This window comes from Thermogemmatispora carboxidivorans, from assembly GCF_000702505.1.
GTDB lineage: Bacteria > Chloroflexota > Ktedonobacteria > Ktedonobacterales > Ktedonobacteraceae > Thermogemmatispora > Thermogemmatispora carboxidivorans.
Window position 1 is genome coordinate 1257459 of sequence record NZ_JNIM01000001.1, and the last position, 26733, is coordinate 1284191.

General features: G+C 59.9%; 20 protein-coding genes. 11 read left to right on the top strand and 9 right to left on the bottom strand.

The window, feature by feature from the left end; all coding sequences use genetic code 11:
• Positions 1–62: 62 nt before the first annotated feature.
• From mfd to N688_RS05040, 7 genes are all read right to left on the bottom strand, one after another.
• Entirely contained in the window at positions 63–3566 is a 3504-nt protein-coding gene (gene mfd, locus N688_RS05010) for a transcription-repair coupling factor (protein ID WP_156025299.1), read from the bottom strand.
• Between the two features lie 510 nt (positions 3567–4076).
• Positions 4077–5567, bottom strand: coding sequence for an aminoacyl-tRNA hydrolase (gene pth / locus N688_RS22220; RefSeq protein ID WP_081838532.1), 1491 nt, complete (start codon positions 5565–5567; stop codon positions 4077–4079).
• A gap of 66 nt (positions 5568–5633) precedes the next feature.
• The gene (locus tag N688_RS05020; RefSeq protein ID WP_052888254.1) at positions 5634–6812 is read right to left on the bottom strand and encodes a metallophosphoesterase family protein; all 1179 of its coding nucleotides are present in this window, start codon (positions 6810–6812) and stop codon (positions 5634–5636) included.
• A gap of 203 nt (positions 6813–7015) precedes the next feature.
• On the bottom strand, positions 7016–8053 hold the full coding sequence (locus tag N688_RS05025) for a D-alanyl-D-alanine carboxypeptidase family protein (protein ID WP_052888255.1): 1038 nt from the start codon (positions 8051–8053) through the stop codon (positions 7016–7018).
• A gap of 130 nt (positions 8054–8183) precedes the next feature.
• A complete protein-coding gene (gene gatA, locus N688_RS05030; protein ID WP_052888256.1) occupies positions 8184–9647 on the bottom strand; it encodes an Asp-tRNA(Asn)/Glu-tRNA(Gln) amidotransferase subunit GatA in 1464 nt (487 codons plus the stop codon).
• Positions 9648–9650: 3 nt separating this feature from the next.
• Complete coding sequence (gatC, locus tag N688_RS05035) at positions 9651–9941, bottom strand: Asp-tRNA(Asn)/Glu-tRNA(Gln) amidotransferase subunit GatC (protein WP_052888257.1); 291 nt, start codon at positions 9939–9941, stop codon at positions 9651–9653.
• Positions 9942–10147: 206 nt separating this feature from the next.
• Entirely contained in the window at positions 10148–10447 is a 300-nt protein-coding gene (locus N688_RS05040) for an acylphosphatase (protein WP_202901840.1), read from the bottom strand.
• Between the two features lie 355 nt (positions 10448–10802).
• Here N688_RS05040 and N688_RS05045 point away from each other — a divergent pair, with 355 nt between their 5' ends.
• The 9 genes from N688_RS05045 (at position 10803) to N688_RS05090 (ending at position 21544) form a co-directional block, all read left to right on the top strand.
• Complete coding sequence (locus tag N688_RS05045; protein ID WP_052888258.1) at positions 10803–11774, top strand: AAA family ATPase; 972 nt, start codon at positions 10803–10805, stop codon at positions 11772–11774.
• Between the two features lie 3 nt (positions 11775–11777).
• A complete protein-coding gene (locus N688_RS05050) occupies positions 11778–13001 on the top strand; it encodes a DUF58 domain-containing protein (RefSeq protein ID WP_052888259.1) in 1224 nt (407 codons plus the stop codon).
• A 127-nt stretch (positions 13002–13128) separates the two neighbouring features.
• Entirely contained in the window at positions 13129–15507 is a 2379-nt protein-coding gene (locus N688_RS05055; RefSeq protein WP_162179491.1) for a transglutaminase TgpA family protein, read from the top strand.
• Positions 15508–15644: 137 nt separating this feature from the next.
• On the top strand, positions 15645–16043 hold the full coding sequence (locus N688_RS05060) for a hypothetical protein (protein WP_052888261.1): 399 nt from the start codon (positions 15645–15647) through the stop codon (positions 16041–16043).
• 1002 nt (positions 16044–17045) lie between these two features.
• On the top strand, positions 17046–17948 hold the full coding sequence (locus N688_RS05070; RefSeq protein WP_052891378.1) for an ABC transporter ATP-binding protein: 903 nt from the start codon (positions 17046–17048) through the stop codon (positions 17946–17948).
• 11 nt (positions 17949–17959) lie between these two features.
• Entirely contained in the window at positions 17960–18802 is an 843-nt protein-coding gene (locus N688_RS05075) for an ABC transporter permease (RefSeq protein WP_052888263.1), read from the top strand.
• A 132-nt stretch (positions 18803–18934) separates the two neighbouring features.
• Positions 18935–19657 carry a GNAT family N-acetyltransferase gene (locus N688_RS05080; protein WP_052888264.1) on the top strand — a complete coding sequence of 241 codons (723 nt, stop codon included), beginning with the start codon at positions 18935–18937 and terminating at the stop codon, positions 19655–19657.
• Positions 19658–19857: 200 nt separating this feature from the next.
• Positions 19858–20064, top strand: coding sequence for a hypothetical protein (locus N688_RS05085; RefSeq protein WP_052888265.1), 207 nt, complete (start codon positions 19858–19860; stop codon positions 20062–20064).
• 157 nt (positions 20065–20221) lie between these two features.
• Positions 20222–21544 (top strand): MFS transporter, encoded by a 1323-nt coding sequence (locus N688_RS05090; RefSeq protein ID WP_052888266.1) that lies wholly within the window; start codon positions 20222–20224, stop codon positions 21542–21544.
• Between the two features lie 27 nt (positions 21545–21571).
• On the opposite strand, the gene N688_RS05095 is transcribed toward N688_RS05090, so the two are convergent.
• Positions 21572–22045: a PaaI family thioesterase gene (locus tag N688_RS05095; protein WP_052888267.1), complete on the bottom strand. Its 474-nt coding sequence runs from the start codon at positions 22043–22045 to the stop codon at positions 21572–21574.
• Between the two features lie 109 nt (positions 22046–22154).
• Positions 22155–22598 (bottom strand): SsrA-binding protein SmpB, encoded by a 444-nt coding sequence (gene smpB, locus N688_RS05100; protein WP_238321108.1) that lies wholly within the window; start codon positions 22596–22598, stop codon positions 22155–22157.
• A gap of 275 nt (positions 22599–22873) precedes the next feature.
• Here smpB and N688_RS05105 point away from each other — a divergent pair, with 275 nt between their 5' ends.
• Complete coding sequence (locus N688_RS05105) at positions 22874–25300, top strand: MMPL family transporter (protein WP_052888269.1); 2427 nt, start codon at positions 22874–22876, stop codon at positions 25298–25300.
• The gene (locus N688_RS05110; RefSeq protein WP_052888270.1) at positions 25297–26430 is read left to right on the top strand and encodes a lipocalin family protein; all 1134 of its coding nucleotides are present in this window, start codon (positions 25297–25299) and stop codon (positions 26428–26430) included. The genes N688_RS05105 and N688_RS05110 overlap by 4 nt, the downstream gene beginning before the upstream one ends.
• Positions 26431–26733: the final 303 nt, after the last annotated feature.

Consider the following 26733-nt stretch of genomic DNA (forward strand, 5'->3'; position numbering starts at 1 on the left):
CTCGCCTGAGACGGAGCCGCCTGCCCCGCCAGTTCCCTGCCTGGCGAGGCGGTCAGATCCGTTCAGGCTGCTGTAGTTATCATTGGCAGCAGCTCGCTCAGCTGCTGCAGCCAATTGGTCCCCAGCAAGCGGCGTGGAATGCGGATCACACCCTGCTGGACGCGGGCCTCGTTACGGAAGCGATGGTAGAGGGCCACGCGGTTTGGAATCACCGAACGTCTGACGGTAACCACCAGCTCATTATTTTTGAGCGAGATGGCCTCAATGCCCTGATGGGCTGCCTCGATCTTGAGTCGGATGAGCGTGAGCAAATTCTGCACTGGGGGCGGTGGCGCTCCGAAGCGGTCGGTCAGCTCAGCGGCGATGGTCTCCACCTGCTCGTGGGTGGTGAGATTGGCCAGGCGCTGGTAGAAGTTGACCTTCAGGGTGCGATCCCCGATATACTCATCCGGCAAATAGGCGTCCAATGGCAGGTCAATGGTGACCCCGGGCATACCTGTCTCTTCTTTCTTGCCCTGCAGCTCCTGCACTGCCTCGGCCAGCAGCTTGCAATAGAGATCGAAGCCCACCGAGTTCATGAAGCCCGACTGTTCCGCCCCGAGCAGATTGCCTGCGCCGCGCAGCTCCAGGTCTTTCATGGCGATGCGGAAGCCGGCGCCCAGTTCTGTGGCCTCGAAGATGGCGCGTAGCCGCTTCTCCTGCAGCGGGGTCAGGCGGGCCTCCTTATTGTAGAGGAAGTAGGCATAGGCCTGCTGAGCAGAGCGACCTACGCGACCCCGCAGCTGGTAGAGCTGTGCCAGCCCGAAGTGGGCGGCGTTGTTGACAATGATGGTGTTGGCATTGGGAATATCCAGCCCATTTTCGATGATGGTGGTAGAGACCAGCACGTCGTACTCGCCGTTGGCGAAGCCCAGCATGATCCGCTCCAGCTGCTCCTCGTTCATCTGTCCGTGAGCCACAGCAATCCGTGCTTCTGGTACCAGCTGTTGTAGCTTCTGGGCCAGCATCTGGATGCCCGCGACGCGGTTATGGACGAAGAAAACCTGTCCTCCGCGGTCAAGTTCGCGCAAGATGACCTCACGGATCAGTCCTTCGTCATATTCGCGGATGGTCGTTCGGATCGGCAGGCGCTCCTGGGGCGGCGTCTCGATGACGCTCATGTCGCGCAGGTTGACCAGGGCCATATGCAGCGTGCGGGGGATCGGCGTGGCTGTCATTGTCAACACGTCAACCTCGGCGCGCAGCTGTTTGAGTCGCTCCTTGTGCATGACCCCGAAGCGCTGCTCCTCGTCGATGATGAGCAGTCCGAGCTGGAAGAAGACGACATCCTTCTGCAGCAAGCGATGAGTGCCGATGATGATGTCGACCTTCCCCAGGGCGAGGTCTTCCAGAATCTGCTTCTGCTCCTTCTCGGAGCGGAAGCGACTGAGCAACTCAACCCGGACGGGATAGGGTTTGAGGCGCTCCTTGAAGGTGTTGTAGTGCTGGAGAGCCAGGACCGTGGTGGGCACAAGGACCGCCACCTGGCGCTGATCCAGCACGGCCTTGAAGGCGGCGCGTAGAGCAACCTCGGTCTTGCCGTAGCCCACATCACCGCATACCAGGCGATCCATCGGCCTGGGGCGCTCCATATCGGCCTTCACCTCTTCAATGGCCCGCGCCTGGTCAGGGGTCTCCTCGTAGGGGAAGGCGTCCTCCAGCTCTTTCAGCCACGGCTGCTCGGAGTCGGGCGGATAGGCATGGCCCTCGCTCGTCTCGCGCAAGCTATAGAGCCGCAGCAGCTCGCGCGCGACGTCCTGGACGCTCTCTTTGACCCGCGCTTTGGCCCGCGTCCATTCGGTGCTGCCCAGCTTGCTGAGGGCCGGCACGGCCTCCCCCATGCCGATGTAGCGTGTCACGCGATCAAGCTGGTCCGTTGGGATGTAGAGCTTGTCGTTGCCGGCGTAGCGGATGAGCAGATACTCGCGCTCGACGCCAGTCAGGTTCATTCTGACCAGACCCTCGAAACGCCCAATGCCGTGCTCCTGGTGGACGACGTAGTCGCCGGGATTGAGCTCGCTCAGGAAAGAGGCCGGCGTGACTGGCCGGCGCCGCTGGACTGGGCGGTGCTTGGACCAGCCAAAGACCTCCGCGTCAGAGTAGATGCTGAAGCCCAGGATACGCGATTGCCAACCCTCTGCCAGGTGCCCCTGGATGAGGGTGAGACTGCCCTCAATGGGCAGTTCTTTGATGCTGCTGCCGGGACTGACGTGAAGCGGTACCTCTTCTTCTGTGCTGGACTCGTCAGCGAAGACCTCGGCAAGGCGGCGCGCCTGGGCTGTCACAATGACGACTCGTTCGCGCCTGGCCAGCGCTTTGCGGCAGTCATGGACGAAGGCCCGGATGCGTCCACCGTAGGAGTTTGCACTGCTGCAGGGTGGTAGCAGCGGCTCTTGAGTGGGAGCAGAGGCGCCATCGGGATCGTGCTCTCCAGTGGAGGCCAGGATGCCGGCGAAATGCAGCTGTCGCCGCTGCTGCAGGCGTGGACTGAGCTCCTCCCAGGAGAAGTGCGCCGGTCGCAGGTGGGCCGGGTTCTCGCGCTCCGCTTCCAGACGAGCCTTGATCTCCTGTGCCTGGGCATCCAGGTCGCGAATGCGGTTCTGGATATGCTCAGGCTCGTTCAGGATCACAAGGGCATCCTTGGGAAGGTAATCGAGCAGCGTCACCGGCTCGTGTAAGTAGGGCAGATAGAGAGCGATGTCCTCGAAAGAACGGCCCTGGCGCAGCAGTTCGAGATCGCGACTCCAGCGCTCCTCGGCATCGCGGTGGAGGATGCGCAGGTCGAGTTTCTCTAGCTCACGCGCTGCCTGGACCCCTCGGGTTGGTAGAGCCTCGCGTGCTGGCCCAATCAAACAGCTCGTGAGAGGATTAAGCGAGCGCTGGGTCTCCGGGTCGAATGTTCGCAGCGACTCAACTTGATCGCCAAAGAACTCCACACGCACCGGGCGGCTCAGCGTGGGGGGAAAAAGGTCGACGATCCCCCCGCGATGGCTGAATTGACCTGGCTCCTCAACCTCGGCTACTGGCTCGTAGCCTAGATTGTAGAGGTGCTCCAGCAGCAGCGAGAGGTCCAGCTCCTCCCCCTGTTGCAGCTCATAGAGCGTGCGACTTAGCTCGTGAGACGGCATCAGTGGCTGCGTCAAGGCCCTCGCCGCGCAGACAAGTAGCAGCTGTGGCTCCCGCCGCGCCAGGCGGATGAGGGCTTGCATGCGCTTCTGAATGGTCTCGGCGTCACTCAGTAGCCGCTCATATGGCAGAGCGGTGCGCCCTGGAAAGTAGAGGACCTGCTTACCCTCCGGAGCAAACGCGGCCAGGCTCTCTGCCATCTGCCGCGCCCCTTCTTCTTCGTCAGTGACGATAAGTAGCGGCTGCTCGTATGCTGCCGCCAGGGCTGCGATAATGAAAGGACGAGCCGGCTCTGTGATGGCGTCAAGAACCGGCAGCCCTTCGGCAGCACGCAGCCGTCTGAGTAGTCGTTTGAAGTCGCTTCTCTGGGTCAGTAGTGATAATAAGCCTTGGAGTGTCAATCTCGCCTCACTACACCGGATAAGGTTTTCTTGGTGTGACTGGTTTTCTGCTGCTATGCTGTTAATGCTATGGTTGTGCTCTGTCAGGTGTATTCGCTTGTTTGCTTGATTGATTGCTGTGTACCTGGCTCAGCAGGTGCGGCTTACAGAGGTGGCCCGCTCCCCCGGCGCTGGCTGGTGAGACAGGGGGAACAGGCCCGTGTGGCGATCCTCAGTCTAGCACAGCGCTCTCGTTCTGTCGAGAGTGCCGGGTCTTCCCGCCAGGGGCGGCTGATCTGGCAGAGAAAGATGGTGACTCCACTGATCCCCTGGCCCCGGCCTGACCACTGCCAGCCAGGCCGGGCCTCTTCTCCCACAACCACTGTGAACCCAGCTCTGGCTCTGCCATGAGGACTGATCTCAGGCATGCCTTTCTTATAGTTTATCACAAGCGGCCCGGACTTGCCAGAGAAGGGAGTGCGTATCCGGCTGGCTCTCGTTCGGCTGATTAAGAAGGAGCAGAAGCGCTGCTCACTGGGTCCGGGGCGCCTCTGCTTGGCGGCTGCGTACGCGAGCATAGGCCCGCCCGACAGCGGAGCGCAGCCGCTGGGCCGAAGTTTGCAGCGCCTCATCGCTATCGCGGCCAAAGCCCCCGGAGCGAGGAGTCCCTCCGATTTCCAGGATAGCAGGGCCCGCAAAGCCACGTACGAGCAGCTCTTCGCAGTAGCCCTCAAGATCCAGAGTTCCCAGCCCCAGAGGCAGGTGATAATTCAATTGTGGCAGTGGCGTATCTGAAACGTGGATCAAGATCATCCGTGGAGTCAGTGCCAGGTAGGCGGGCAAGGCTTCAGGAAGGGTATGATTGACGTCCCAGACAAAGCCCAGCTCGGGTACTTGTTCCAGCAACCAGGCGCAACGGTCAGGTTGAGCAAAGAGGCCAGCCCCAGGCTCGTTCTGCTCGATCCCCAGCAAGAAAGCTGGAGCCTGGGAGGTAGCAAGGGACTGAGCCTCCCGCAGGGCGGGGACAAGACGCTCTTCCAGAGTCCGCAGGGCCTCCGGGCTGCGGAGGGAGGTCGTGAGATGGAAATGCACACGGCTACACGGTAAACGCCGGATCGCTGTCAGGTTGGCGTCTAGCGCTGTGGCCAGGGTTGCCCCGCTTGCCGTGGTTCCCGCTGCAGTCAGAGGAAGAGCGATCTCCAAAGTGCAAGACAGGCCAGCCTCCTGCAGGGCCGCGGCGACAGCCTCAAAGGAATCTCCCAGCGTCTGCTCATTGAGTCCTGTCTCTGAGCCACGGAGCTGCAGCCACTGGAAGCCACAGGTGCGAGCAAAGGCGATCTCCTCGCGTAGTGGACGCCAGTGGGAGCGAAAAAGGCGGGCTACCATGCCGATCTGGATTGGGGGGCGGCGGGCTTGTTGGCGCTGGCGTTGTGCTTCGGCGCGGTGCCGAGCCTCTGGATCGCTGTTCACCACGCTCATGGCAGCCTCCAGGCCGCGTGTGAGCACCAGCTCGATGGCTGCCACCGCCTCGTCTTCGGCCCGCTCAAGCTGGCTGCGCTCAGCAGCGGGAGGGACCCCCAGCACATAATCGATCACGCTCATGCGTGAGTTGCTCGGGCGTCCAACGCCAACGCGCAGGCGCGGGAACTGGTCGCTGTGCAGATGATGAACGATGCTCACCAGGCCGTTGTGGCCGCCGGTGCTCCCGCGGGCACGCAGGCGCAAGCGTCCGACGGGAAGATCGAGATCATCGCAGACAACCAGGATATCCTGGGGAGTAAGCCGGTACCAGCGAGCGAGAGCGCCCACGGCCTCGCCGCTGAGATTCATATAGGTCAGGGGCTTCACCAGGACGATCTTTTCACCCCCGAGCATACCACTGGCCAATAAAGCCCGGCTGCGCTCTTCGCCCCAGCGCCAGCCCAGCTTCTGAGCCAGTTTCTCAACGACGCGGAAGCCGACATTGTGGCGCGTCGGAGCATAGTGAGGGCCAGGGTTGCCCAATCCTACAATCAACTTCATTTATCGCTAGTCAGACACCTGTCATCTATTTTGGGAGGAGAAGGCGAAAAGAGAGCTATGGCCAAGCTAGCGACCGTAGGCCAGACGCACGGCCAGGTACTGGGGCAAGCCGGCCTTAATGATTTTCTCCTGCGTCTTCTTAATATCGTAGGGCACGCGGTAGAACTCGAAGCCAGCTTCTGTATCGTAGATCATAAAGGCGGCACGTGGATCACCATCGCGTGGCTGACCCACTCCGCCGGGATTGATGATCGCCCGATAGCCCGCGGGCGGGTCCCAATGCCCTTCTGGTGGGGTCAGCATCTCATTAGTGACCTTGATCATGCTCTGACTGAGGCCGAGCAAGGCCAGCAACTCCTCAATCTCGCTATTGAGGCGGTCCTCAGCGCTCACAATCTCCTCCTCGGAAGTTCGCGACTCGATTGCCTCAAGCGCCGCCACAATATCGGCATACTCGCCCTCCTGCGCGTCGGACTCGGTACTGGGCGTCTCTTCGTCTGTGGGAGCACAATCCGAGTCAGTTGCCTCGGTGGTTGTCGCTGGGGCCGCTGTCTTTGTGGCCGCTCCCTGGGCTTCCTCGGCAGTCCCTTCCTCTGTCAGCGCTCGCCTCTCGTCTTCGCCCGGGCCGCTGGAAGGGGACGACTCTGAGCCTGAATGACAGGCACTGCTCTCATCAGCCTCGGCGGCGGTCGCAGCAGAAGCCGTTTCCTGCCTGCGCTCCTCGGAAGCCTCGGCATTGCCGGTCTGGTTAGCAGTCAGCGGCTGCTGGAAGATCACTGGAATATGCGTATGGCCCACAAAGCAGAAGCGGCTGCTAAAATGCTCGAAGCTACGCTCAGCAAGCACCTCGGAGGTCAGGTACTCCCAGAGAGGGCCGTAAGGGCTCCCATGCACGAGCGTCACATCGCCGATATCGAGGCGCTCCGGCAGGTTCGCCAAAAACTCGCGGTGCTCTTCCGTCAACTGCTGAGCGGTCCACTCGGCGGAGATGCGCGCGGCGGCGCTAAAGTCGTCAAGATCGATCTTGTTCACCGCCGCCCAGTCGTGGTTGCCCGCGATGATCACATCAGTACGCTCGCGCAGCAAAGAGATACAGGCGTTGGGGTCGGGGCCATAGCCAACCAGATCCCCCAAGAACCAGATCTGATCGATGGGTTTCTCTTTAGAGATTTCATCGATCTTGGCCAGCACTGCTTCCAGTGCTTCCAGGTTCGCGTGTATATCGCTGAAAACGGCGTAACGCATTGCTGTCCTTTGTGCCAAAGGTTAGTGCGAGCATGGTCAGGTCGTAAAGCTTATTCTATCATGTTTGCGTCCACCTGACCAGTACGTCCTGCCAGCAAGATGAGCCAGAATCTCGCCGCGCACAGCGGATCTGGCAAAGCGGCAAGGCGGGAGCATGATCTGCCTGCCCCGAGCGACTCCGCCTCGTCTCCTGGGTTCTGGCGCTAGATTGAGGGCGGAGACGAAGGACCCGGAGGCGCGACGGGCAGCGAGAAACCCCAGTCAAGCAGGCGGCGTGCATCCTGGAAGCGGGCTTGGGGGTTGGGAGTGTCCAGCACAACGCCGATCAGGTGGTGGCCGTTGCGGGTCGCCGAAAAGACCAGGCAGTAGCCGGCCTCACCGGTAAAGCCCGTCTTGATGCCTGTTGCTCCTGGGTAGGTACTTAGCAGCTCGTTCGTTGAGGTCCAGACGTGGGCCTGATGCGTCGCGGTCGCCGGCACTGAATAGACGCGAGTGCTCACAATCTGGGCGAAGAGTGGAATGCTCATCGCATAGCGAGCCAGGCGCACCAGATCGAAAGCCGTAGTGTAGTGGTTTGGCGCTGGCAGACCATCCGGGTTGGCATAATGCGTCTGGAACAGGTGCAGCCGCAAGGCGAAAAGGTTCATGAGGGTCACAAACTTCGCCGTCGAGCCGGACAGTCCATCAGCAATCACGATAGCGGCGTCATCGCCCGAGGGCAGCAGCAGAGCATAGAGCAGATCGCGCAGCTTAAACTGTTCTCCAACCTGTAAGCCCGCGTTGCTTCCGTCATTATCGCGTACCTCATTGACTGCGTCGGCGCCGACGGTAATCTCCTGATCGAGGTTGCCGATTTGCAAAGCGATGACCGCTGTCATAATCTTGGTCGTACTGGCCATCGGGCGAGGTGCCTCGCCATTGATATCGGCCAGAATGCGATTGCTATCGGCGTCGAGCAGGATCGCCTCAGCGGCGGTCAGCGAGGGAGGCGAGCCATGAGGAGTCAGCACGGGGGCCAGCGTTGGCCGTGGGGTTGGCGAAAGCGAAGAGGACCCCACCGTGGGGGTCACCGTTGTACCAGGACCGCCCGCCAGCCCGGTCCCCCAGGGAGTAAACACGAGCAAGGAAGCCCCGATAGCGATACAGGCGGCCAGGGCCAGGAGCAATGCCGCCAGCATGCGACTGACCAGTGGTGGCAGGCTTGGGAAAGCAGAACGGGGACGATGCTGCTGTTGTGGCAAGGCCAGGCTCTCCTTCTTCCTCTGATCCGTCCACGGTGGATAGAGGGCAGCCAGATAGGAGGCAGACGGTCAGCCACCTTGCTTGCGTGGGTGAGGCGGGCTGTCTGCCTGGCTGCTCTCTCCTTCTCTCCTACAGGGACGGGCGCCGGGTATGGTAGTCCGTCACACGCTGGAAAGCATCGGCCACGCGCAGAATCGTCGCCTCAGCAAAGGCATTGCCAAGAATCTGCAGACCCACAGGCAGGCCCTCGCTAAAGCCGCTGGGGATCGAGATGCCGCAGATCCCGGCGAGATTAGCCGGGATCGTGAAGACGTCATTCAGATACATCTGATAAGGATCTGACAACTTCTCTCCCAGCTTAAAAGCCACCGTTGGCGAGGCGGGACTGACCAGCACATCGCACTGTTCGAAAGCATGCTCGAAGTCTTGGGCGATGAGCGCCCGCACTTTCTGGGCCTGTTTGTAGTAGGCGTCGTAGTAGCCGGCGGAGAGCACGTACGTTCCCAGCATGATGCGGCGCTTGACCTCTGGCCCAAAGCCATATTGGCGTGTCTTATCAAGGGCCTCCCACATATCGCTGGTGTCGCGATAGGAATAGCCGTACTTCACGCCATCGTAGCGGGCCAAATTGGCGCTCGCCTCGGCGGGGGCGATGATGTAGTAAGCGGCGACCCCATAGCGAGTATGAGGCAGCGAGACCTCGCGGATCTCTGCTCCCAGCTCGCGCAAGCGCTGGATTGCCTCCTGACCAACGCGCGCTACGCTGGGTTCTATGCCAGGAGCTTCCCAGTACTCGACGGGCACGCCGATGCGCAGGCCGCGGATCTCGCCCGTTAGCTCTGCCGTGTAGTCCGGGACAGGGGTGGGGGAGCAGGTCGAGTCACGCGGATCGGGGCCGGCGATTGCCTGCAGGAGCAGAGCGGCATCGCGGGCTGTACGCGCGAAGGGGCCGATCTGATCCAATGAGGAAGCAAAAGCTACCAGGCCGAAACGCGAGACGCGCCCATAGGTTGGCTTGAGTCCGACCACGTTGCAGAGCGCAGCCGGCTGGCGAATCGAGCCACCGGTGTCGCTGCCCAGCGCTCCCGGGGCCATACCTGCGGCCACCGCTGCCGCCGAGCCGCCGCTGCTGCCGCCAGGCGTGCGGTCCAGGTCCCAGGGGTTATGCGTAGGGAAGAAGGCCGAGTGCTCGGTCGAAGATCCCATCGCGAACTCGTCCATATTGGTTTTCCCGAGCATCACCGCCCCGGAGGCCTGGAGGCGCTCCATGACCGTGGCGTTGAAAGGAGGGCGGAAATGCTCCAGCATGCGCGAGCTACAGGTGGTAGGGATATCTTTGGTACAAATCACATCCTTAATGGCCAGCGGGATACCGGTGAGAGGGGTCACCTGCTCGCCGCGCTGCAGGCGCTGGTCGGCCTCCTGGGCTTGTTGGAGAGCCAGGTCTGCTGTCACCAGGGTAAAGGCGCGGATGCGCTCATCGAGGGCCTCGATCCGCTCCAAAAAAGCACGTGTCAGCTCAACGGAAGAAATCTGGCGCTGGCGCAGCAGCGTCGCCGCCTCGCTCAACGTTAGCTCATGCAAAGCGCTCATCGGCTAGGACTCCTCCAACACAGCATTCACCTTCAGACATTGCTCCTCCTGGTCGGGGGCATTGGCCAGGAGCACCTCCGGGGGATAGGAGGGATCTGGCTCATCCTCGCGCATCACGTTGGTGAGACGTGAGGCGTGTGCCAGGGGAGAGACCCCACTCACGTCAGCCTCGCGCAGAATGGCCATATGCTCCAGAATGCTGGAAAGCTGCTGGCGAAAAAGCTCAACCTCCTCGTCACTCAGGCCGAGCCGTGCCAGCTGGGCAATGTGGAGTACCGTTTCTCGATCGATCAAAACCCCGAGCCTCCTTCAGTCTGACTAACCTGCTGATCGGTTTCGCCTTCTCTTCTCTATTTTTATCCAGTGGAAGCTCCAACGAGCCAGGATAGAGACGCTTGACAAGTGAGAATCTGCAACAAGCGCCAAAAAAGCGCCCACAGGAAGACAGAGCAGATAACACTGCGCTGCCCAACGGAACAGCAGAGCAGCAAGCTAGCAAGCTACCAGCGGATGTGGAAGCCGCTGAGTGGCTCACTGGGCTGGCGCCAGTCAGCGCGGACCTCATAGACCTCGGCGGCGGAAGGACCACGGTGCAGCAGAGTCAGCAACCGTTCCAGTGTGGAGCGTGGCCCTTGCGCCAGCACCTCTACGCTGCCATCGGCCAGGTTGCGCACGTAGCCGCGCAGCCCCAGGGCCGTAGCGTGATGCATGACAAACTGGCGGAAGCCAACCCCCTGGACATATCCCAGGACGCGGGCGTAGAGTTCTTGCCTCTCGTTGTCCTGTTGCATGGCTCTCATGATACCATACTCACCCCTCTGAGGATAGTCCTTTCTTTGAGAACGGGACAGATAGCTCAGTTCGGGCTGAACGGCAGCAGCGAAGAAGAGGAAATGGACCCTTCCTTCAGCCAAAATTCAGCAATCTTTGCTAGACTGGCAGCAGATTGCAAACGTTGCTCTTCTGGCAACGTTATTATAGAAGAATAACGGAGGCAGACGTTGTAGCGGTCACCAGCGTGTAGCCCGAGGAAGAAGGGGGGTGGAGCTGGCGCTCGGGCCAAACTGGTATCATCCAGGCGGGCAGTGTGATACACTAAAGCAGGTTGAGCTGTTCCTGGATTCGGGCCTCCGCGACCTGATCGGAGAGTAAAGCATGCAGTCAGTACAGGATCTCGCCGCTGCTGTTCAGCGAGTGATTCGCAACGTTGAGAACGTCATTGTTGGCAAGGCCGAAGCTGTCACCTTTACCCTGATCGCTGTCATCTGTCGGGGTCATGTCTTGATTGAAGATGTACCAGGCGTAGGGAAAACGGTCCTGACCAAGTCCATTGCGCGCTCGATTGGCTGTAGCTTCAAGCGCATTCAGTTCACCCCTGATCTCCTGCCCAGCGATATCACTGGTGTCTCGATCTACAACCAGAAGACGGGCAATTTCGAGTTTCGCCCCGGTCCGATTATGGCGCAGATTGTGCTGGCCGACGAGGTGAACCGTGCCACACCCAAGACACAGTCGGCCCTGCTGGAAGCGATGGAGGAATCGCAAGTCACCGTCGATGGCCGGAGCTATCCCTTGCCCGAGCCATTCATGGTCATGGCTACCCAGAATCCCATTGAATACGAAGGAACGTTTCCCCTGCCCGAGGCCCAGCTTGATCGCTTCATGATGAATATCAGCCTGGGCTATCCTTCTCCTGCCGACGAGATCAATATTCTCAATAGCCAGCAGCACCATCACCCGCTTGAGGATCTCCAGCAGATCATGACGGCGGAGGAGCTATTAGAGATACAGAAGCAGATTCGTACTATTCACGTTGACCAGTCTATCCGCGAGTACATTGTGGCGATTACCAACGCCACGCGCAGTCATGACAACACCTATCTGGGAGCCAGCCCGCGCGGCTCGCTGGCCCTCTTTCGCGCCGCCCAAGCGCTAGCGGCTATTCGCGGTCGCAGCTATGTGATCCCAGACGATGTCAAGCTCATGGTCAAGCCGACGCTGGGGCATCGAATCATTGTCACCCCGGCGGCCCGTGTGCGCTCGGTCACCTCCTCGGCCATTCTGGACGAGATTTTGCAGACGGTGCCGGTCCCGGGCGCCTGGGTCGGTGGAGGAAAGGCGCGCTGAGCCATGCGGAGCTGGCAGACCGTCTTTCTGGTGCTCTTGATTGTGGTGACGGGCTTTCTGGCCATCAGTAGTGGCTGGAAGGCGCTCTATGTGGTCACCTACGTATTGCTGGCAGTCTTTCTGCTCTCGCTACTGTGGGCCTATTCCAGTCTACGCGGCCTGATCTTTCACCGCGCGGCCCCCTTTGGGCGTGTCCAGGTCGGCGACATCTTCGACGAGCGCCTGATGCTGGATAATGTGAGCGTTTTCCCCAAGCTCTGGGTGCAAATTGTCGATGGCTCGACGCTGCCTGGGCATCGTGCCGGCTATGTTGCCAGCATGGGAGGACGCAAGCGCGCTCTCTGGCGGGCCCGCACGGTCTGTCGCCGTCGAGGCCGCTATCAGCTTGGTCCTGTGATTGCCAGCAGCGGTGACCCCTTTGGCCTCTTCCGACGTCACCGCTTGCTTTCGCCAGCCTATGAAATTCTTGTTCTGCCGCGCGTCATTCCGCTGGTAGGCTTTGCCTTTTTTACTGGCGGCCTGCCTGGCAAGGGACGCAGTACCCGACGTGCGCTCCACACGACGACGAACGCCACCACCATCCGAGAATACGTGAGCGGCGACTCGCTCAACCGCATTCACTGGCCCTCAACGGCACATTATAATAAACTGATGGTCAAAGAGTTCGATCTTGATCCGGCGATGGATGCCTGGATCTTTCTCGATCTCCATCAGCCAGTGCAGGCGGGTGAGGGAGAAGAGTCGACAGAAGAATATGGTATTACGATCGCGGCCTCCCTCGCCGTCTATCTGCTGCGTCAGGATCTGTCGCTGGGCCTGATTGTCAATGGCGAACGCCGGGAGTTCCTGGCGCTGGATCGTGGCGAGCGCCAGATCGAGCGTGTCCTGGAACTGCTGGCAGTGGTCAACTCCGGCCCAGGGCCGGACCTGAAGGAGGCCTTGGCACTGGATGCCCTGCATTTTGGTCGCAATACGGTGGCCATCGTGATTACCCCTTCCACCTCGCGCGACTGGCACGAGGGGCTAAGGCACTTGCGCCGCCGTGGGGTCCAGCTGGCGGTAATCGGACTGGAGGCCGCTTCTTTTGATGAACGACCCGTCGATGAGGATACGTGGGCCTTGCTGGAAGGTGAGGGTGTTCCCGTGCTGCGCATCAAACGAGGCGACTCGCTAGCGGAGGCGCTCGAACGCGGCCCGAGCGTGCGCTCTCTCCAATGGAGGTCTTGATATGGGCCAGGCCACTGCTGATCGTCTCTCTCGGCTATTCTCGCATCCTGAACCTCACCCGCAGGGGGCAAAGTCACCGGCCCCACACCCAGATAAGCCAGGGTTGAGTTGGTCCTCACTGAAGGACTTGTTCCGAGTCGAAGAAGGCTACTTCTCGTTCGTGCTGGTGACGATCGTCGTCTACAGCACGATCTGGTCGGTGCAGGTAGCCGGCTGGGTCGCTCATCTGGAGGTGCTGACCCTGACAACCGCTCTGGGCCTGCTGCTTGGCCTCTTGGCGGTGCGACAGCGCTGGCTCCCCCCCTGGCTCGTTCAGCCGCTGGTCCTGGTGCTCGGCCTGCTCATTGCGTACTGGCAGACCGCGACCGCCGACTTCAACGGCAGCTTCCCCCACCTCTTTATGGCTTTGCGGGCCTGGCTGGCGGTCGCCCTGGCTGGCGGTACCAGCAGCGACGATTCGATCTTCCTCTTCTTGATCACGGCCCTGAGCTTCTGGCTGGCCTATGCCAGCGTCTGGCTGGTCTATCGCACGCGCGTGCCGCTGCTCATGATCTTGCTCAACGGCGTCGTGCTCCTCATTAATCTTAGCAATGTGCCCGTTGGCTACCTCATCTTCCTCTTTGTCTTTTTGTGCGCTTCTTTGCTGCTCCTGCTGCGTTTTTCGCTTTTGGAGTCGATGCGTCGTTGGAAGCGGCTGCGGCTGCGTTGTGCTGACGATCTGGGCTGGGACTTCATGCAGGCCGGTCTGCTAGTCTCGCTGGCGGTGGTTATTCTCTCCTGGATTCTGCCGGGCAGCTATGTCAATGCCGATGCTGCTCAGATCTGGAATCTTGACAGCAATCCCTGGGTGCAAGTTGAGAATGCCTGGAGTCGTCTCATTGCTGTCAATGGGGGGGTAATCCCGGCGAATCGCGGCAACTTCACCAATTCGCTGGTGCTTGGCGGCAACCCGCACCTGAACAGCGACGTCGTTTTTCGCATCACGAGCAGCGAAGGAGGGCAGTACATTGCCTCGCTGGCCTATGACACCTATGATGGGCGCGGCTGGTCGACCAGTCCCACTTACAGCATCTCACTGCCGAAGGGCCAGCAGATTCCGCCCGAAGGCACGCCTGTCCATGCCGTGACCTTGCAAATCACGGTTGTGAATCCCCCGGGTGAGCAGCAGCCCTATCTCTTCACGCCCTGGCAGGCGGGCCAGCTTGATCAGCCCGCGGTCGTGCTGGTGAGCAAAAACACTACCAGCATCGTGGCCGTGCTGCGCAAAGGGGCCAAGCTAGCGGTAGGCGATCGTTATACAGTCCAGTCGTATGTCTCCTCAGCGGATGTCAAGACGCTGGAGTCGGTGCCTTTCCCTGTCACGGCGCCCAAGCTGCCGCCCAACTACGAGGGACCCCTACCCACCAATTATTATGATCCCTCCATCTTGCAGACCTATCTGCAGCTCCCGGCCCATCTTGATCCCAATATTCGCACTCTGGCGGAGCAAATTACCGCCAGATCCCAGACGATGTACGACAAGGCAGTGGCCTTAGAAAACTACTTCCGGGGCTATACCTACTCGGTCGATGTTCAGCTGCCCGCCGGCGATGAGCCGGTCTCTTGGCTGCTCTTCCGCAGCGGGCATCGAGCATTTTGTAACTACTTTGCGACGGCGATGGCGGTGATGGCGCGTGAACTTGGGATGCCGGCGCGGGTAGTGTCTGGCTATGCGCCGGGGACGTACGACCCCTCCACCCATCAATGGATTGTCCGCGGTACCCAGGCCCATGCCTGGACCCAGATCTACTTTGCCGGCTATGGCTGGATCAATTTCGAGCCTTCGCCAGGCTTTCCGGCGTTCACACGCCCATTGCCCAATCAATACAATGCATCGGATAGTAGCTCGACGATCACGCCAGGCCAGGGAACTTCGCCTAGCGTCACGACGCCCCGTCGTCTCCCCCTGCCGAACGATGAGGTTGGAACGACCGGGAGCAGCCCCCAGGAGGGTGGCCTGAGCTGGCAGCAGTCATTGAGCTACTTCGCCCTGAGCTTGATCTTTGCTCTGGCCTGTCTGCTCATGCTCTTCGCCATCTGGTGGCGGCGACTCTTCCGTCACTTGCGCCTGACGGCTCAGATCTACGGGCGTCTCTGTCTGCTGGCAAGCTGGGCCGGTCTCAGTCTGCGTCGCTCCGAGACGCCGCACGAATACATTGAGCGCCTCAGTCACGTGGCTCCCGAGCAGGCACCGCTCTTGCAGCGTCTGGGAGACCTCTACGTACGCGACCTGTGGGCGCCCCCTGGCAGTCCTGAGCACCCCGCCAGCTCAGGCGAAATGCGTGAAGCGCCAGCCCTCTGGCGTCAGATTGAGCCGCGCCTCTTCCTGTACCTCCTGCGCCATCCCTATGTCCTGGCCAGAGCACCAGTGCATCTTGTCCGCTGGCTTTGGGAGCAGCTGCGCCGTCTCTGGCGCAAGGGCCGCTCGCTCGATTGGCCGGCGCCCACTGCCCTGGAAGATCTCTGACTGGTGAAGAGCAGGTCAGGGTCAGGGAGCGCTTGACCTGTTCTTCCTCTTTCGTTAAACTGTACTATGCCACCCTGGAGCTTTGCTATGCCAGGGTGGCCTGTGCCCTTTTAAGCTGATCCTTATGGAGTGATGCGATGATTGATCGTGTTGTGCTGGAACAGGATCGGGAGATGCTGGCCAGCATCCGGGAGCACCCTCTGGAGATCCCCGATGCTTATCCGGTGAAGCTGCAGGTGCTCGACCTGGCTCGCCACGTGGTCGTCGCCCCGGATGGAAAGCGCTACGTGCTGGCGACCTTTGATGATCGCCGCCTGGGCCGCGGCTTTGTCACCGCTGTCTATCCTCAGCAGAACGGTTATCTCACCCTCTATCGGTTGGTAGTCTACGAGCATAGTAGCAATACCCCGCAAGAGGCGCTTGAGTACCATAAACGGCTGGCAAAGATGATTCAGCAAGGGCAACTAATGGAGTGTGTGAAACAGGCCAAGGAAGAGGGCAGGACTGAGGTGAAGGCCGGGCTGGTGAGTCGTTAGGCCCGACCTTCGCTCCCCTCAGCTCAGCCGAGGCCTGCTTTGGCCCTCCCTCGCTTTATTGGCGAGCTTTGATCTTCCCTTGACAAAGCAGTCTTTTTACCGTATACTCATCTTAGACCTTTTTCGAGAAGCGATCATTCTCTTGAAGTTCTTTGGCCCCGCGCCGCTGGTTCGGGGCCTTTGAAGTCCCCATCTCAGATGATAAACAACACTCACCGCGTTTAGCGCAAGCCCGAGGAAAGGAGGGAGAAGGGATGAGCGATCTAATCTGCATCAGCTTGCCTCAGTGGCAGCAGGTAAGCAGGGGGATTGTTTCGCCTTTCGCCACCTCTGTCTTTTCCGTCGGCTGCGCTGATCTTCTTTGCCTGTTGCTCACTACTCAGGATGGGGTTAACTCAGGGATCAGTGGGCCCGTTGGGGGTATATCGCCGCCTGTTTTGCGCCTGCCGCCTGATGTGTAAGGCGCTGCCAGGTGGGTAAGAGCGACCCTCAACCGTGGGCACTGAGACCGAAACCTTCAGTCCCACGGTTTTTTGTCGCCTTTTTTCGAGCCGGGCGATGACATCCATCCTGATCCCTGGATTGCTGAAGCCTCGGAGTCCTGAGACTGAGAAGCCTCGAAAGAACTGGGCCGAGTAGGCCCCTACTCTCCGAGGCTCCACCATTTACCCGTTTGATCCATCTCTATCTGCTCATCTGTTCCCTGACCTGACACTGACTGGTTGAGTGGCCTGCCTGGTTCGAGGTCCGTCATACGGCTCGTCCTGAGCAAAACCTGGCCAAGGCTGGCGACGCTATCCTTTGGGACAGATAGAAGGCTGGTCGAGCGGACATGGCAATAGGCCCTGATCGGTGGTATCTTGCCGGCCAAGAATGCTGGTTTCTCTCTTCGTTGGAAGGGAGCATGGGCCTGGCTGGGGACGGCTAGAGGACGCTCACAAGTAAAGGAGGTTTTACTGCATGGCGGTGCAGCACCCGCTCCAAACGCTATCTAGAACAGCGATGGCAGATCAACAAGAAGAGCAAGACGCTGTCATTGTTGAAGAAGTCACAAAGGTCTTTACAAAGTCTCGCCCCTGGCTTCCCTGGCAGAAGGGCAAGGAAGAGCGCATAGTGCGGGCGGTGGATCACGTGAGCTTGCGGGTCAAGCGCCGCGAGATCATCGGTATTCTCGGCTCAAATGGCTCGGGCAAATCAACGCTGATCCGCATTCTGTCTACACTGCTCATTCCTGATAGTGGACGAGTCGCGATCTTTGGCTACGACGTCGTGCGAGATGAGGCCATTGTGCGCCGCCTGATCAACCGCGTGAGCGTGGAGGCTTCCTTCTTCAAGAAGCTTTCTCCTATGGAGAACCTGATCTATGCGGCCCGTCTTTACAACCTGCCAGGGCGCCTGGCTCGCGAGCGGATTGTCTCCATCCTGGAGCGCCTGGGGATCAGTGCCGCGCGCATTCAGCAGCCGCTGGAGGATATGTCGCGTGGCATGCAGCAGAAAGTCGCTATCGCGCGCGCGTTTCTAACGGCTCCCATTCTGCTCCTCTTAGATGAGCCAACGACTGGCCTCGATCCTCGCTCAAAGCTGGATGTGCAGGCCTTTGTCCGCGAGCTTCGCGAGGTGCATGATGCCACAATCTTGCTAACCACCCATGATCTGGAGGAGGCTGAGGCTCTCTGCGATCGGGTGGCGATTATCGATCAGGGCCGTATTGTGGCACTTGGCTCGATCGATGAACTAAAGCGGGAAGTGATGCACCAGGTGGGTTTACCTGATCTGGCGAGCATGCATCAGGTGTTCATGCACTATACAGCCAGTCATCGCATCACGGAAGAGGACATTCTCCGCTATGGCAGCTGGGAAAGAGCCTTTGAAGCTTTAGAGGCTATGCGTGAAGAGGAGGAATAAGAGGATCTTCTATGATTTTTACTCCCTTAATTCATCGAGGGCGTGCAACCTACGCTTTCTTTGAGCGCAACTGGAACCTGACGAAACGCTACTGGGCCTGGGAAATCGTCTGGTTGCTCTACAACATCGTCAATGCTCTCAGCGTGACCTTCATCGGGGCTGCTGCTGAGCAGATTACCGGGGCCAAGGTCAAGTTTGACACCAACTCGCTGCTGTTGGTGCTCGTGATCGGTACCTCGGTCTGGTCCTACCTCAGTGTAACCTTCGACGGCGTAACCGACATTATCAATATGGAGCGCTGGGAGGGGACCATCGAATATACCTTCATGGCCCCTATCTCGCGCTTTACCCATATGGTCGGGAGCTGCCTTTACGCTGTAGCTCATGGACTGCTCTTTACGCTGATACAGCTGCTAATCATTGCAGCTTTCTTTCATATCGATCTGAGCCATGCAAATTACCTCTCGGCACTATTCCTACTGTTGCTAGGCAGCATCTCGTTTATTGGCTTTGGCATTGGCGCTGCGATTTTGCCGCTGCTCTACACAGAGAAGGGCATGCAGATGTCGTTTATTGTCAAAGCCGTATTGCTGCTGGTATCGGGGGTCTACTACCCGATCTCGGTGTTGCCGGGCTGGATGCAGCCGCTGGCGCGTATTTCGCCCGCTACCTATGTGCTAGAGGGCCTGCGCGAAGCGATGATGCAAGGCCGACCTCTCTGGTCGCCTGAGATCTGGAGTTGTACCTGGCCCTTAATCCTGACGGGCCTGATTAGTGTACCAGCGAGTATCTATGCTTTTAGCCTGGCGGAACGCTATGCCAAACGAACGGGGAAGCTGAAAAGGAATGGCTAAGGCCCAGGCCCCAGGTTCTGGCCTTGCTTGTGAGAGCCAGTGGCCCGGCTGATCTGCTCGTCTGCAGAGAGCCGGGCAGACTGGGGCTGGGCCGTGAGTCCCGTGGTTTCCCCTTCCAGAGGAGGACAACGGATGGCCGTTTACTTGCGCGATCTGTCTGCGCGCGCTCCGATAGCCGCAGATCTACCGGCTGTCAAAGAACTGTTCGCCATCTGTGCACGAGTTGAAGGGGAGCTGGAGGGTCATGAGGAAGATGGAGATCTCAGCGCGAGCTGGCAGCGGATAGATTTCCAGCTCAGCAGCGACGCATGGTTAATTCTGACACGTCAGGGGCTGGTGGTGGGCTATGGCGCCGTTTGGCCTGTCAACGGCGACGGGGCTGAGGCCCCTCAAGGGAGCCGGTGGGCTTTCTGTGTGCGCGTGCACCCAGCCTACCGGGGAAGAGGCATCGGCACGCTTTTGCTGCGCCTGGTGGAGCAACGGGCACGCTCCGCCCTGGAAAACGTCGGGGACAGGGCCCGTGGCGGCGCCTTTCTCACGACGACGGTGGCCTACAGCAACCGATGCGCACGAGCCTTGTTGGAGCGTGAGGGCTACCAGTTGGAGAGGAGCTTGTGGCACATCGTCATTGAGAGTCAGGCACAGGCGGCCTGGTCTGAGCGCCCGTACTTGACGCTGAAGCTGGAGCTGGAAGAGGAGGAGCATGCTGCCTCCGCTCCCAAAAGCCCGGCCCGCCTCTTGACTCCTACCGGGAGAACGATGGTGCGTCACTACTGCTGCTATGAAAAGCCGCTGTTACCGGGTGGACCCCCTCTTGAGAAAACAGAGCCGGGCGATGCCTCGCGCTGCCTCTGATTAACAGCGAGGGCTGGCCTTGTTCCCTTGCTCGTCAGGGACGACACCGCACGCCGAGAGCGAGGGTTAAGGCTGGCCTGCTTGATTTTTGGAGAGGCTGAGGGAGGGGACGGCGTTACTTTCGTTCTGCCTCTCCCGTCCTGATGATAGAGAGCTGTTCGGGGGAACAATTTCATCAGCGAGAGAGAGGATTGTCATTGATGCCACTGCTGGCTCTTTCTCTAAGCAGTGCTTCTGATTATCAGGGATTGCGTCTATTGTTACTCGTGCTCCTTATCGTAGCAGTCATCCTGCTGATCATTGGTGGAATCATTGCCGTTTGGACCTTACGCAGCTATCGCAAGGCTACAGCAGAGGGCCGCTATGGCCTCTCAGGCGAAGGTGAGGGCCAGATAGGGCGCTTCTAAGGGAGGAGGAAGCTGGACAGGGGAGGCTGACTGCGAGTACTAACGGTGGCTTCACTAAGGCAGAGGAGGAAAAGCAGGTAAACGGCGAGGAAACTGATCTACGGGTGACGACAGGACGAGATAGGCAGGTAAGTTGGTTGGAAATTGAGGGAGCGATATGGTGCGGCGATCGGCCATCCCACTTATTTTGGGAACCTTTCTCTTGCGTGTCAATACAGGTGCTGGGGGCATCGTCCTGGGGTTGTTCCTGGCTCGCCTGGCTATCCATGCAGGCCATCACATTACAGCTATTCAGGTGGGTCTGCTGGCTGTCGTCTACTATGCCACCGAGCTAACCCTCGCGCCGCTCATGGGAGCCTTGAGCGACCGCTGGGGACGACGTCTCTTCATGGTGGTTGGCCCGCTGCTGGGGGTGTTGGTGATGCTACTGGTACCACTGACGCCAGCGGCCTCGCCGTTGCCTTTCTTGCTGACCTTGCAGGTGCTTTCGGGCCTGGTAACAGCCATGATCACGCCGGCGGTCCTGGGCTACCTGGCCGATTTGACCAGGCGAAATGAGCAGGGGCGCATGCGTGTCATGGGCTTCTATGAGCTGGCAACCAGCGGAGGGATAGCCGTGGGGGTTGTTGTCGGCGGCTTCGCCTGGGATCGCTTTGGTCGCTGGGCTTTTGCTCTCTTAGCCCTCTTCTATACTTTGGTGACGCTCTGTATGCTCCTGGCTCCTCGTGTTGCCCAGGTCACTGAGCACACTGGTCCGGCGCTGCTGGTGAGACGCTATCTGGCGATCTTACACAAGCCACGTCTCTTTATCTTTATTCCGGCCTGGATCTGTATTAGTGCCCTGCTGGGTATCTGGGTCAGCTCGCAGCTGCCTTTCTTACTCTCCCGTCCTGGACGCATGGGCGATCAGCTCTTAATGGGGATCATGAGCGGGCCTGGTGGGGGTGGTCGGCTGAGCCTGGTTCTGGGGAGCTATGTCCTCTTCTTCGGCCTCTCGCTCCTCTTCTGGGCCTGTTTTCTTGCTCATCTCCCCCGCCTGGTGATGATGCTTACCTCCGTGGCTGGCCTCTATCTGGGAGTAATGGCCCTCTGGGGCATGAATCACCGTCTCGGAGGTGATCTGGCCCCAGGGATCTGGATTCCCGTACTGCTGTTGGGTATCTTCGCTGAAAGCAGCTTTGCCCCTTCAGCCCTGGCTTATCTGGCCGATCTTACCGAAGAGAGTGCCATGGATCGCGGCCTGCTGATGGGCCTCTATTCGGTCTTCCTTGGCCTGGGTCAGTTGCTTGGCAATGGTCTGGCCGGCCTCTTCGCCCATCATCTCGGCTTTGATGGCCTGATCTGCCTGACGGCCATTCTCGGCCTGGTTGCGCTCCTCTCGCTGCTGACGCTTCTCCGTCTCGAACGGCATTACGCCGCTAAGGCCAAAGAGACAGGCGAAGCCTCAGTGGCCGAGCGCTCGCGTATCGCTTCTTTTTAGGTACAGTTCAGGGAGCGAGCTGGGCAACTAGCCAGCGCGCTCATCGCTCGTGCCTTGCCCCTCGCGCGGGAAGATATAGAATGTGCTCAAGACCCGCGCTACCGCACGCGGTTCCTGCCTCTCCTGGCTCAGGTGATAGACTGTAGCCTCCAGTACCGCCGTAGTTCGACCCTGATGGATGATAGCGGCTTCCGCCAGCAATTGGCCGTCGCGCACGGCGCGGAGATAGTTAATCTTGGCCTCGATGGTCCCGGTGCGTGTCCCTGGTGGATAGGAGGCCAGAAGCGCCATAGCCATAGCCGTATCGGCCAAGGAAAAGATCACGCCACCGTGCACCAGTCCCTGGGGATGCATCAGCCGTGCATCGACCGTCAGGCGGACCCGTCCACGCCCTGGCTCTGCCGCCTCTACGCGCATGCCCAGCAGCTGACCGAAGCCCGGGCGCTGGTTGACCTGTTCTACGAACTGAAGAACGTCTTCTGTTGGCTGTTCCTGATCCATTAGTGACTTTTTCCTCTATTCATCCTAAGAAAGTGAGATAGTGATCAGGTCCGTGGTTGTGCGGCTCCACTGCTTATAGGTGTGGAGTGGAGCCGCAGCCGCATCGGCATCAGCGGCGGCGCAGGGCGCGCTCCATCTCGCGACGGGCATCGCGCTCAGCGATCGCCTCCCGCTTGTCGTAGAGCTTGCGTCCGCGGCAGAGGCCCAGCTCAATCTTGGCGAGACCGCCTTTGAGATAGAGTTTCAAGGGGATGAGCGTCATTCCTTTCTGGCTGACCTTGCCCAGCAGCTGGTTGATCTCGCGGCGGTGCAGCAGCAACTTGCGAGGGCGCAGCGGATCATGGTTGTAGATGTTTCCATGCTCGTAGGGGGCGATGTGCATATTTTCCAGCCACAGCTCGCCGTTTCTACCGATGGCGTAGGCGCCGCGTAGATTGACCTTGCCTGCGCGGATCGACTTAATCTCGGTGCCAGCCAGAGCGATCCCGACCTCTATCGTGCGCTCCACATCGTAATCATGGTAGGCCTGGCGATTGACGGTGATCACTTGCATTGGCTTGCCATCGCCCTGCGTCGGCTTTTTTGTTGTCGCCTGCTTTGCCAACTGCTTCGTCATAGGACCTCCTCCGAGTGCCAGCTCCCCTTGACACACAGACAAAAGCTGTCTACTAGTATAACAGCAATGTCGTTAGGAACATCTTCACAGCGACCCCCGCATGGAGAAGAATGCGGAGTGAGGGGCGAGCGGCTCGGCAGTCCTGACTGAGTCGTCAGAGCTGGCAGCACAGCCAGTCTGCCAGGCGTTGCCCCAGGTGAGGAAGAGTATACATGCAGAAACCGAGAAGGTCAATTTTTTATGCGCTGGGCCAGGCGACCGTACGGGCGCGGTGGCTGATCCTGCTGCTCTGGTTGGTCCTGGCCCTTGTTGCCTTACCCTTTGCGCCACAAGCCGGCCAGGTGCTGCAGCCGGGGGGATTACTCAGTCCTGATGCCGAGTCGCAGCGAGCGCTCGATCTGCTCACCAGCAAGCTCCATCTCAATCCGACGGTGGTCCAGGTGATTTTCATCAGCCAGCGCTATCGAGCGGACAGCCCGCAATTTGTCCAGCAGATGCAGCAAGCCCTCGCCGATGTGCGGAGCTGGTCTGAAGTAGCCAGCATCGTCACCTATCTAGACAATCCGCGCCAGATCTCGCTCGACCGTCACGGTGTCTATGCCAATGTCATGCTCAAGAGTGACCCCGACAGCGCGCCGCGTCTCTTGCCTGAGCTGGAGCGAAGGTTGCGTCCACAGCCGGACCTGGAGATTCACGTTGGCGGCAGTCCTGTCTTCTACGAGGATATTCAGTTTGTCAGCGAGCGTGACCTGCGACGAGCTGAGCTGCTGGCCTTTCCATTTGCCCTCATTGCCCTGCTCCTGGTCTTTCGCTCTGTCATTGCCGCGCTCTTGCCCACCATCATCGGCGGCGGGGCGGTTATCGTGGCGCTTGCCATCATCTTTGGTTTGGGGCATCTCACTCCTCTATCGATCTTCGTCTTGAACATTACCACCCTGTTCGGCCTCGGTCTGGGGGTTGACTACTCCCTCTTCATGGTCAGCCGCTTCCGCGAAGAGTTAGCGCGCGGTCGCACGCCGGGCGAGGCCGTGGCCGTGACTGTGGCCACTGCTGGACGGGCTGTGACCTTCTCTGGCTTTACCGTCTCGATTGGCCTCTTCGGGCTAACGTTCTTCCGCATCAACATGCTCCGCTCGGTTGGCCTGGGTGGCATGCTGGTCGTGATGCTCTGCGTCATAGCGGCCCTGACCCTGCTGCCGGCCATGTTGGCCATTCTAGGGACGCGCGTCAACGCCCTGCCTGTGCGCCTCTCCTGGTTGTGGCGCTGGTGGCGTCGACGGCGAGCCGCGCAGGCGGGTGCCCAGACGGAGGAAGAAGAAGTAGCTGTGGCTGGCGCACGCAGCGCTCTCATTCAGCCGCACCAGGGATTTTGGTATCGACTATCACATCTAGTCATGCGCTATCCCTTGCGCTTCTTCTTCCCGGTCTTGATACTGCTTGTGGCTTTGGGCTTGCCCTTCCTGGCGGTCCGCTTTTCGGCGCCGGGGGCCTCGATTCTCCCTCAAGATGTCCCGTCACGCGCCTCCTACGACCTCTTGACCTCGCGTTTCAACGCGCGCGAGACGACGCCCATCCTGCTGGCTGTGCAGATGCAAGGCAATGTTCTGACGCCCGACAACCTTGCCTTGCTCTATCGCTACGTCCAGCGGCTAGAGGCTGATCCGCGCGTGGCCCGCGTCGACAGCATTGTGAGCGCTGACCCACGTCTGACCTTACAAGAATATGAGCTGCTCTACACTCACCCGCAGCTCATTGCTGATCCCTATTTGTCCGGTCTGCTCAAATCCTCGGTCGCGGGCAACCTGGCGATGGTGACAGTCATCAGTAAGTATGACATGCTCTCGGAGCAGTCAGAGGAGCTGGTGGTAACCATTCGCAACACGCCGCCGGGGCCGGGGATGCATGTGCTTGTCGCCGGGGGGAGCGCCAGCAACATCGACTATGTCGAGGCTCTCTATGGAGATTTCCCGAAGGCGGCGCTTATTGTGGCTGGCATCACCTATGTCGTGCTCCTGCTGCTCTTCCGCTCGGTGCTGCTGCCGCTCAAGGCCATCCTCATGAATACGCTGTCCATCCTGGCCAGCTATGGCGCCCTGGTCGTCATCTTCCAGGAGGGCTTCTTGCATCAGCTGCTCGGCTTCACGCCCCTTGGCTTCGTCGAAGCCTCCAGTCCCATTCTGCTCTTCTGCTCGCTCTTCGGCCTCTCGATGGATTACGAGGTCTTTCTGCTCTCCCGGGTGCAAGAAGCCTACTGGGAGAGCGGTGACAATACCCAGGCCGTGGCTCTGGGCCTGCAACGCAGCGGAGGAATCATCACCAGTGCTGCGGCGATCGTCGTGGTGGTGAGCGCCTGCTTTGCTACCGCTGACATGATCCTCGTCAAGGCTCTCGGCCTGGGGATGGCCCTGGCTGTCATCAGCGACGCCACGCTCGTTCGCGGACTGCTCGTGCCGGCAACCATGCGGCTTTTGGGCAATCTGAACTGGTGGCTACCGTTTGTCGGGGTCCAGCGCCGGCCTACGCTCCTGACTGAAGAGGGAGGAGACCGCCGCGAGGCCAGCGGTGAGGGAGGGGCAGTAGTGAGCAATGAGGGAGAGCAACATGCTCCTCCCCGATCCCAGCAAGGAGGAAGACTATGAGCACGCGGCCTCAGCGAGACCACCGTCCTGGGAAGCTGCTCTGTCTAGTGCTGGTGCTGCTGGCGGGGCTAAGCGGCTTGAGTGCCTGCGCCTTTCCGGGCATTCCTGCGACATCTGCGCAGCTACCCGTGGTGCCGGCCACAACGCAGGCGACGCCCTTGCCCCCTATTCGGCTGCCGCAGGACGAGGCACCGCATAAGGACCTCACCGAGTGGTGGTATTACACGGGCCATCTCCAGGCCCGTGCCAGCGACGGGAGCCTCCGACGCTATGGCTTCGAACTGGTCTGTTTTCAGGTATTGCGCAGCAACCTGCCCCCTGTCTATGCAGCCCACTTTGCCATCAGCGACATCAGCCGTGGCCAGTTCCACTTTGCCCAGCAGCGTATCCTACAGCTTGAACCCTCCTCGACGGGGGCGACCAGCCAGGGAGGCTTTCAGCTCCAAGTCGGCCCCTGGCGCCTGCAGGGCCACAATGGAGAGGATCAGCTGGCCGCAGTCATGCCAGACTATGCCCTGCAGCTGCAGCTCCAGGCGCTCAAGCCAGTCGTCTTACATAATGGCAACGGCCTGATCACCTATGGTCTGGCAGGCTTCTCCTACTATTACTCGCGCACCCGTCTGGCTGCCAGCGGCTTCCTGGTTGATCACGGCCAGAGGCTGACAGTCACCGGTCTGGCCTGGATGGACCACCAGTGGGGAAACTTCCTCACTCTGGCTGGCAGCGGCTGGGATTGGTTCAGCCTGCAGCTCAATGATAGCAGCGAGCTGATGCTCTATCTGATCCGCGATGCCAGCAAGCAGGTCATCTCGACCTATGTGAGCTTTATTGACGCCGATGGACAGGACCATCTCTTGCCGGCCCAGGCCCTACGCGTGCAGCCCCTGGCGACCTGGCTGAGTCCGGTGACCCATGCGCGCTACCCTTCTGGCTGGCGGATCACCATTAGCGATACCCGTTTCTCTGCCCAGCTCATTCTTCAGCCAGAGCTGAAAGATCAAGAGTTGGTCACCTACCAATCGACCGGCAACGCCTACTGGGAAGGGGCCGTGAGCATTGCAGGGCAAAGTAGTGGCCGCCCTGTCAGCGGGGAAGGATATGTTGAACTGACTGGCTATGCACCTGCGTAATCCTGAACAACATCAAGGCGCGAGGTGGAGGAAGAGCCTGCCCCGGTCCCGGAGAGCTGGCCCTCGAGACTTGCCGCCTGGCGCAGAATGGAGTAGACTGCTGCGGAGGGCCGGGACCCGATAGGGAGGCCTTCTCAAAAGACCGTTCGGTTGGCTTGTAGACGGCCCTGATAGTACCTTCGGGCCAGAGTGAGTCACAGCTGCAACGTACCAGAAGCAGAACAAGGCGATCAATGTGGATGAATTTGCCGACTACTTGGGTCATCCTTTTGTGTTATACTGCTGGTGATTGTATAGAGAAAA

What these genes read in the sequence shown, in the direction of transcription:
- N688_RS05045 (WP_052888258.1), top strand. Translation starts at nt 10,803, where the DNA reads ATGCAGTCAGTACAGGATCTCGCCGCTGCTGTTCAGCGAGTGATTCGC.
- N688_RS05070 (WP_052891378.1), top strand. Translation starts at nt 17,046, where the DNA reads ATGGCAGATCAACAAGAAGAGCAAGACGCTGTCATTGTTGAAGAAGTC.
- N688_RS05020 (WP_052888254.1), bottom strand. Translation starts at nt 6,812, where the DNA reads ATGCGTTACGCCGTTTTCAGCGATATACACGCGAACCTGGAAGCACTG.
- N688_RS05080 (WP_052888264.1), top strand. Translation starts at nt 18,935, where the DNA reads ATGGCCGTTTACTTGCGCGATCTGTCTGCGCGCGCTCCGATAGCCGCA.
- N688_RS05050 (WP_052888259.1), top strand. Translation starts at nt 11,778, where the DNA reads ATGCGGAGCTGGCAGACCGTCTTTCTGGTGCTCTTGATTGTGGTGACG.
- N688_RS05105 (WP_052888269.1), top strand. Translation starts at nt 22,874, where the DNA reads ATGCAGAAACCGAGAAGGTCAATTTTTTATGCGCTGGGCCAGGCGACC.
- N688_RS05085 (WP_052888265.1), top strand. Translation starts at nt 19,858, where the DNA reads ATGCCACTGCTGGCTCTTTCTCTAAGCAGTGCTTCTGATTATCAGGGA.
- pth (WP_081838532.1), bottom strand. Translation starts at nt 5,567, where the DNA reads ATGAAGTTGATTGTAGGATTGGGCAACCCTGGCCCTCACTATGCTCCG.
- N688_RS05090 (WP_052888266.1), top strand. Translation starts at nt 20,222, where the DNA reads ATGGTGCGGCGATCGGCCATCCCACTTATTTTGGGAACCTTTCTCTTG.
- N688_RS05110 (WP_052888270.1), top strand. Translation starts at nt 25,297, where the DNA reads ATGAGCACGCGGCCTCAGCGAGACCACCGTCCTGGGAAGCTGCTCTGT.
- N688_RS05095 (WP_052888267.1), bottom strand. Translation starts at nt 22,045, where the DNA reads ATGGATCAGGAACAGCCAACAGAAGACGTTCTTCAGTTCGTAGAACAG.
- N688_RS05075 (WP_052888263.1), top strand. Translation starts at nt 17,960, where the DNA reads ATGATTTTTACTCCCTTAATTCATCGAGGGCGTGCAACCTACGCTTTC.
- gatA (WP_052888256.1), bottom strand. Translation starts at nt 9,647, where the DNA reads ATGAGCGCTTTGCATGAGCTAACGTTGAGCGAGGCGGCGACGCTGCTG.
- N688_RS05040 (WP_202901840.1), bottom strand. Translation starts at nt 10,447, where the DNA reads ATGAGAGCCATGCAACAGGACAACGAGAGGCAAGAACTCTACGCCCGC.
- smpB (WP_238321108.1), bottom strand. Translation starts at nt 22,598, where the DNA reads ATGCAAGTGATCACCGTCAATCGCCAGGCCTACCATGATTACGATGTG.
- N688_RS05060 (WP_052888261.1), top strand. Translation starts at nt 15,645, where the DNA reads ATGATTGATCGTGTTGTGCTGGAACAGGATCGGGAGATGCTGGCCAGC.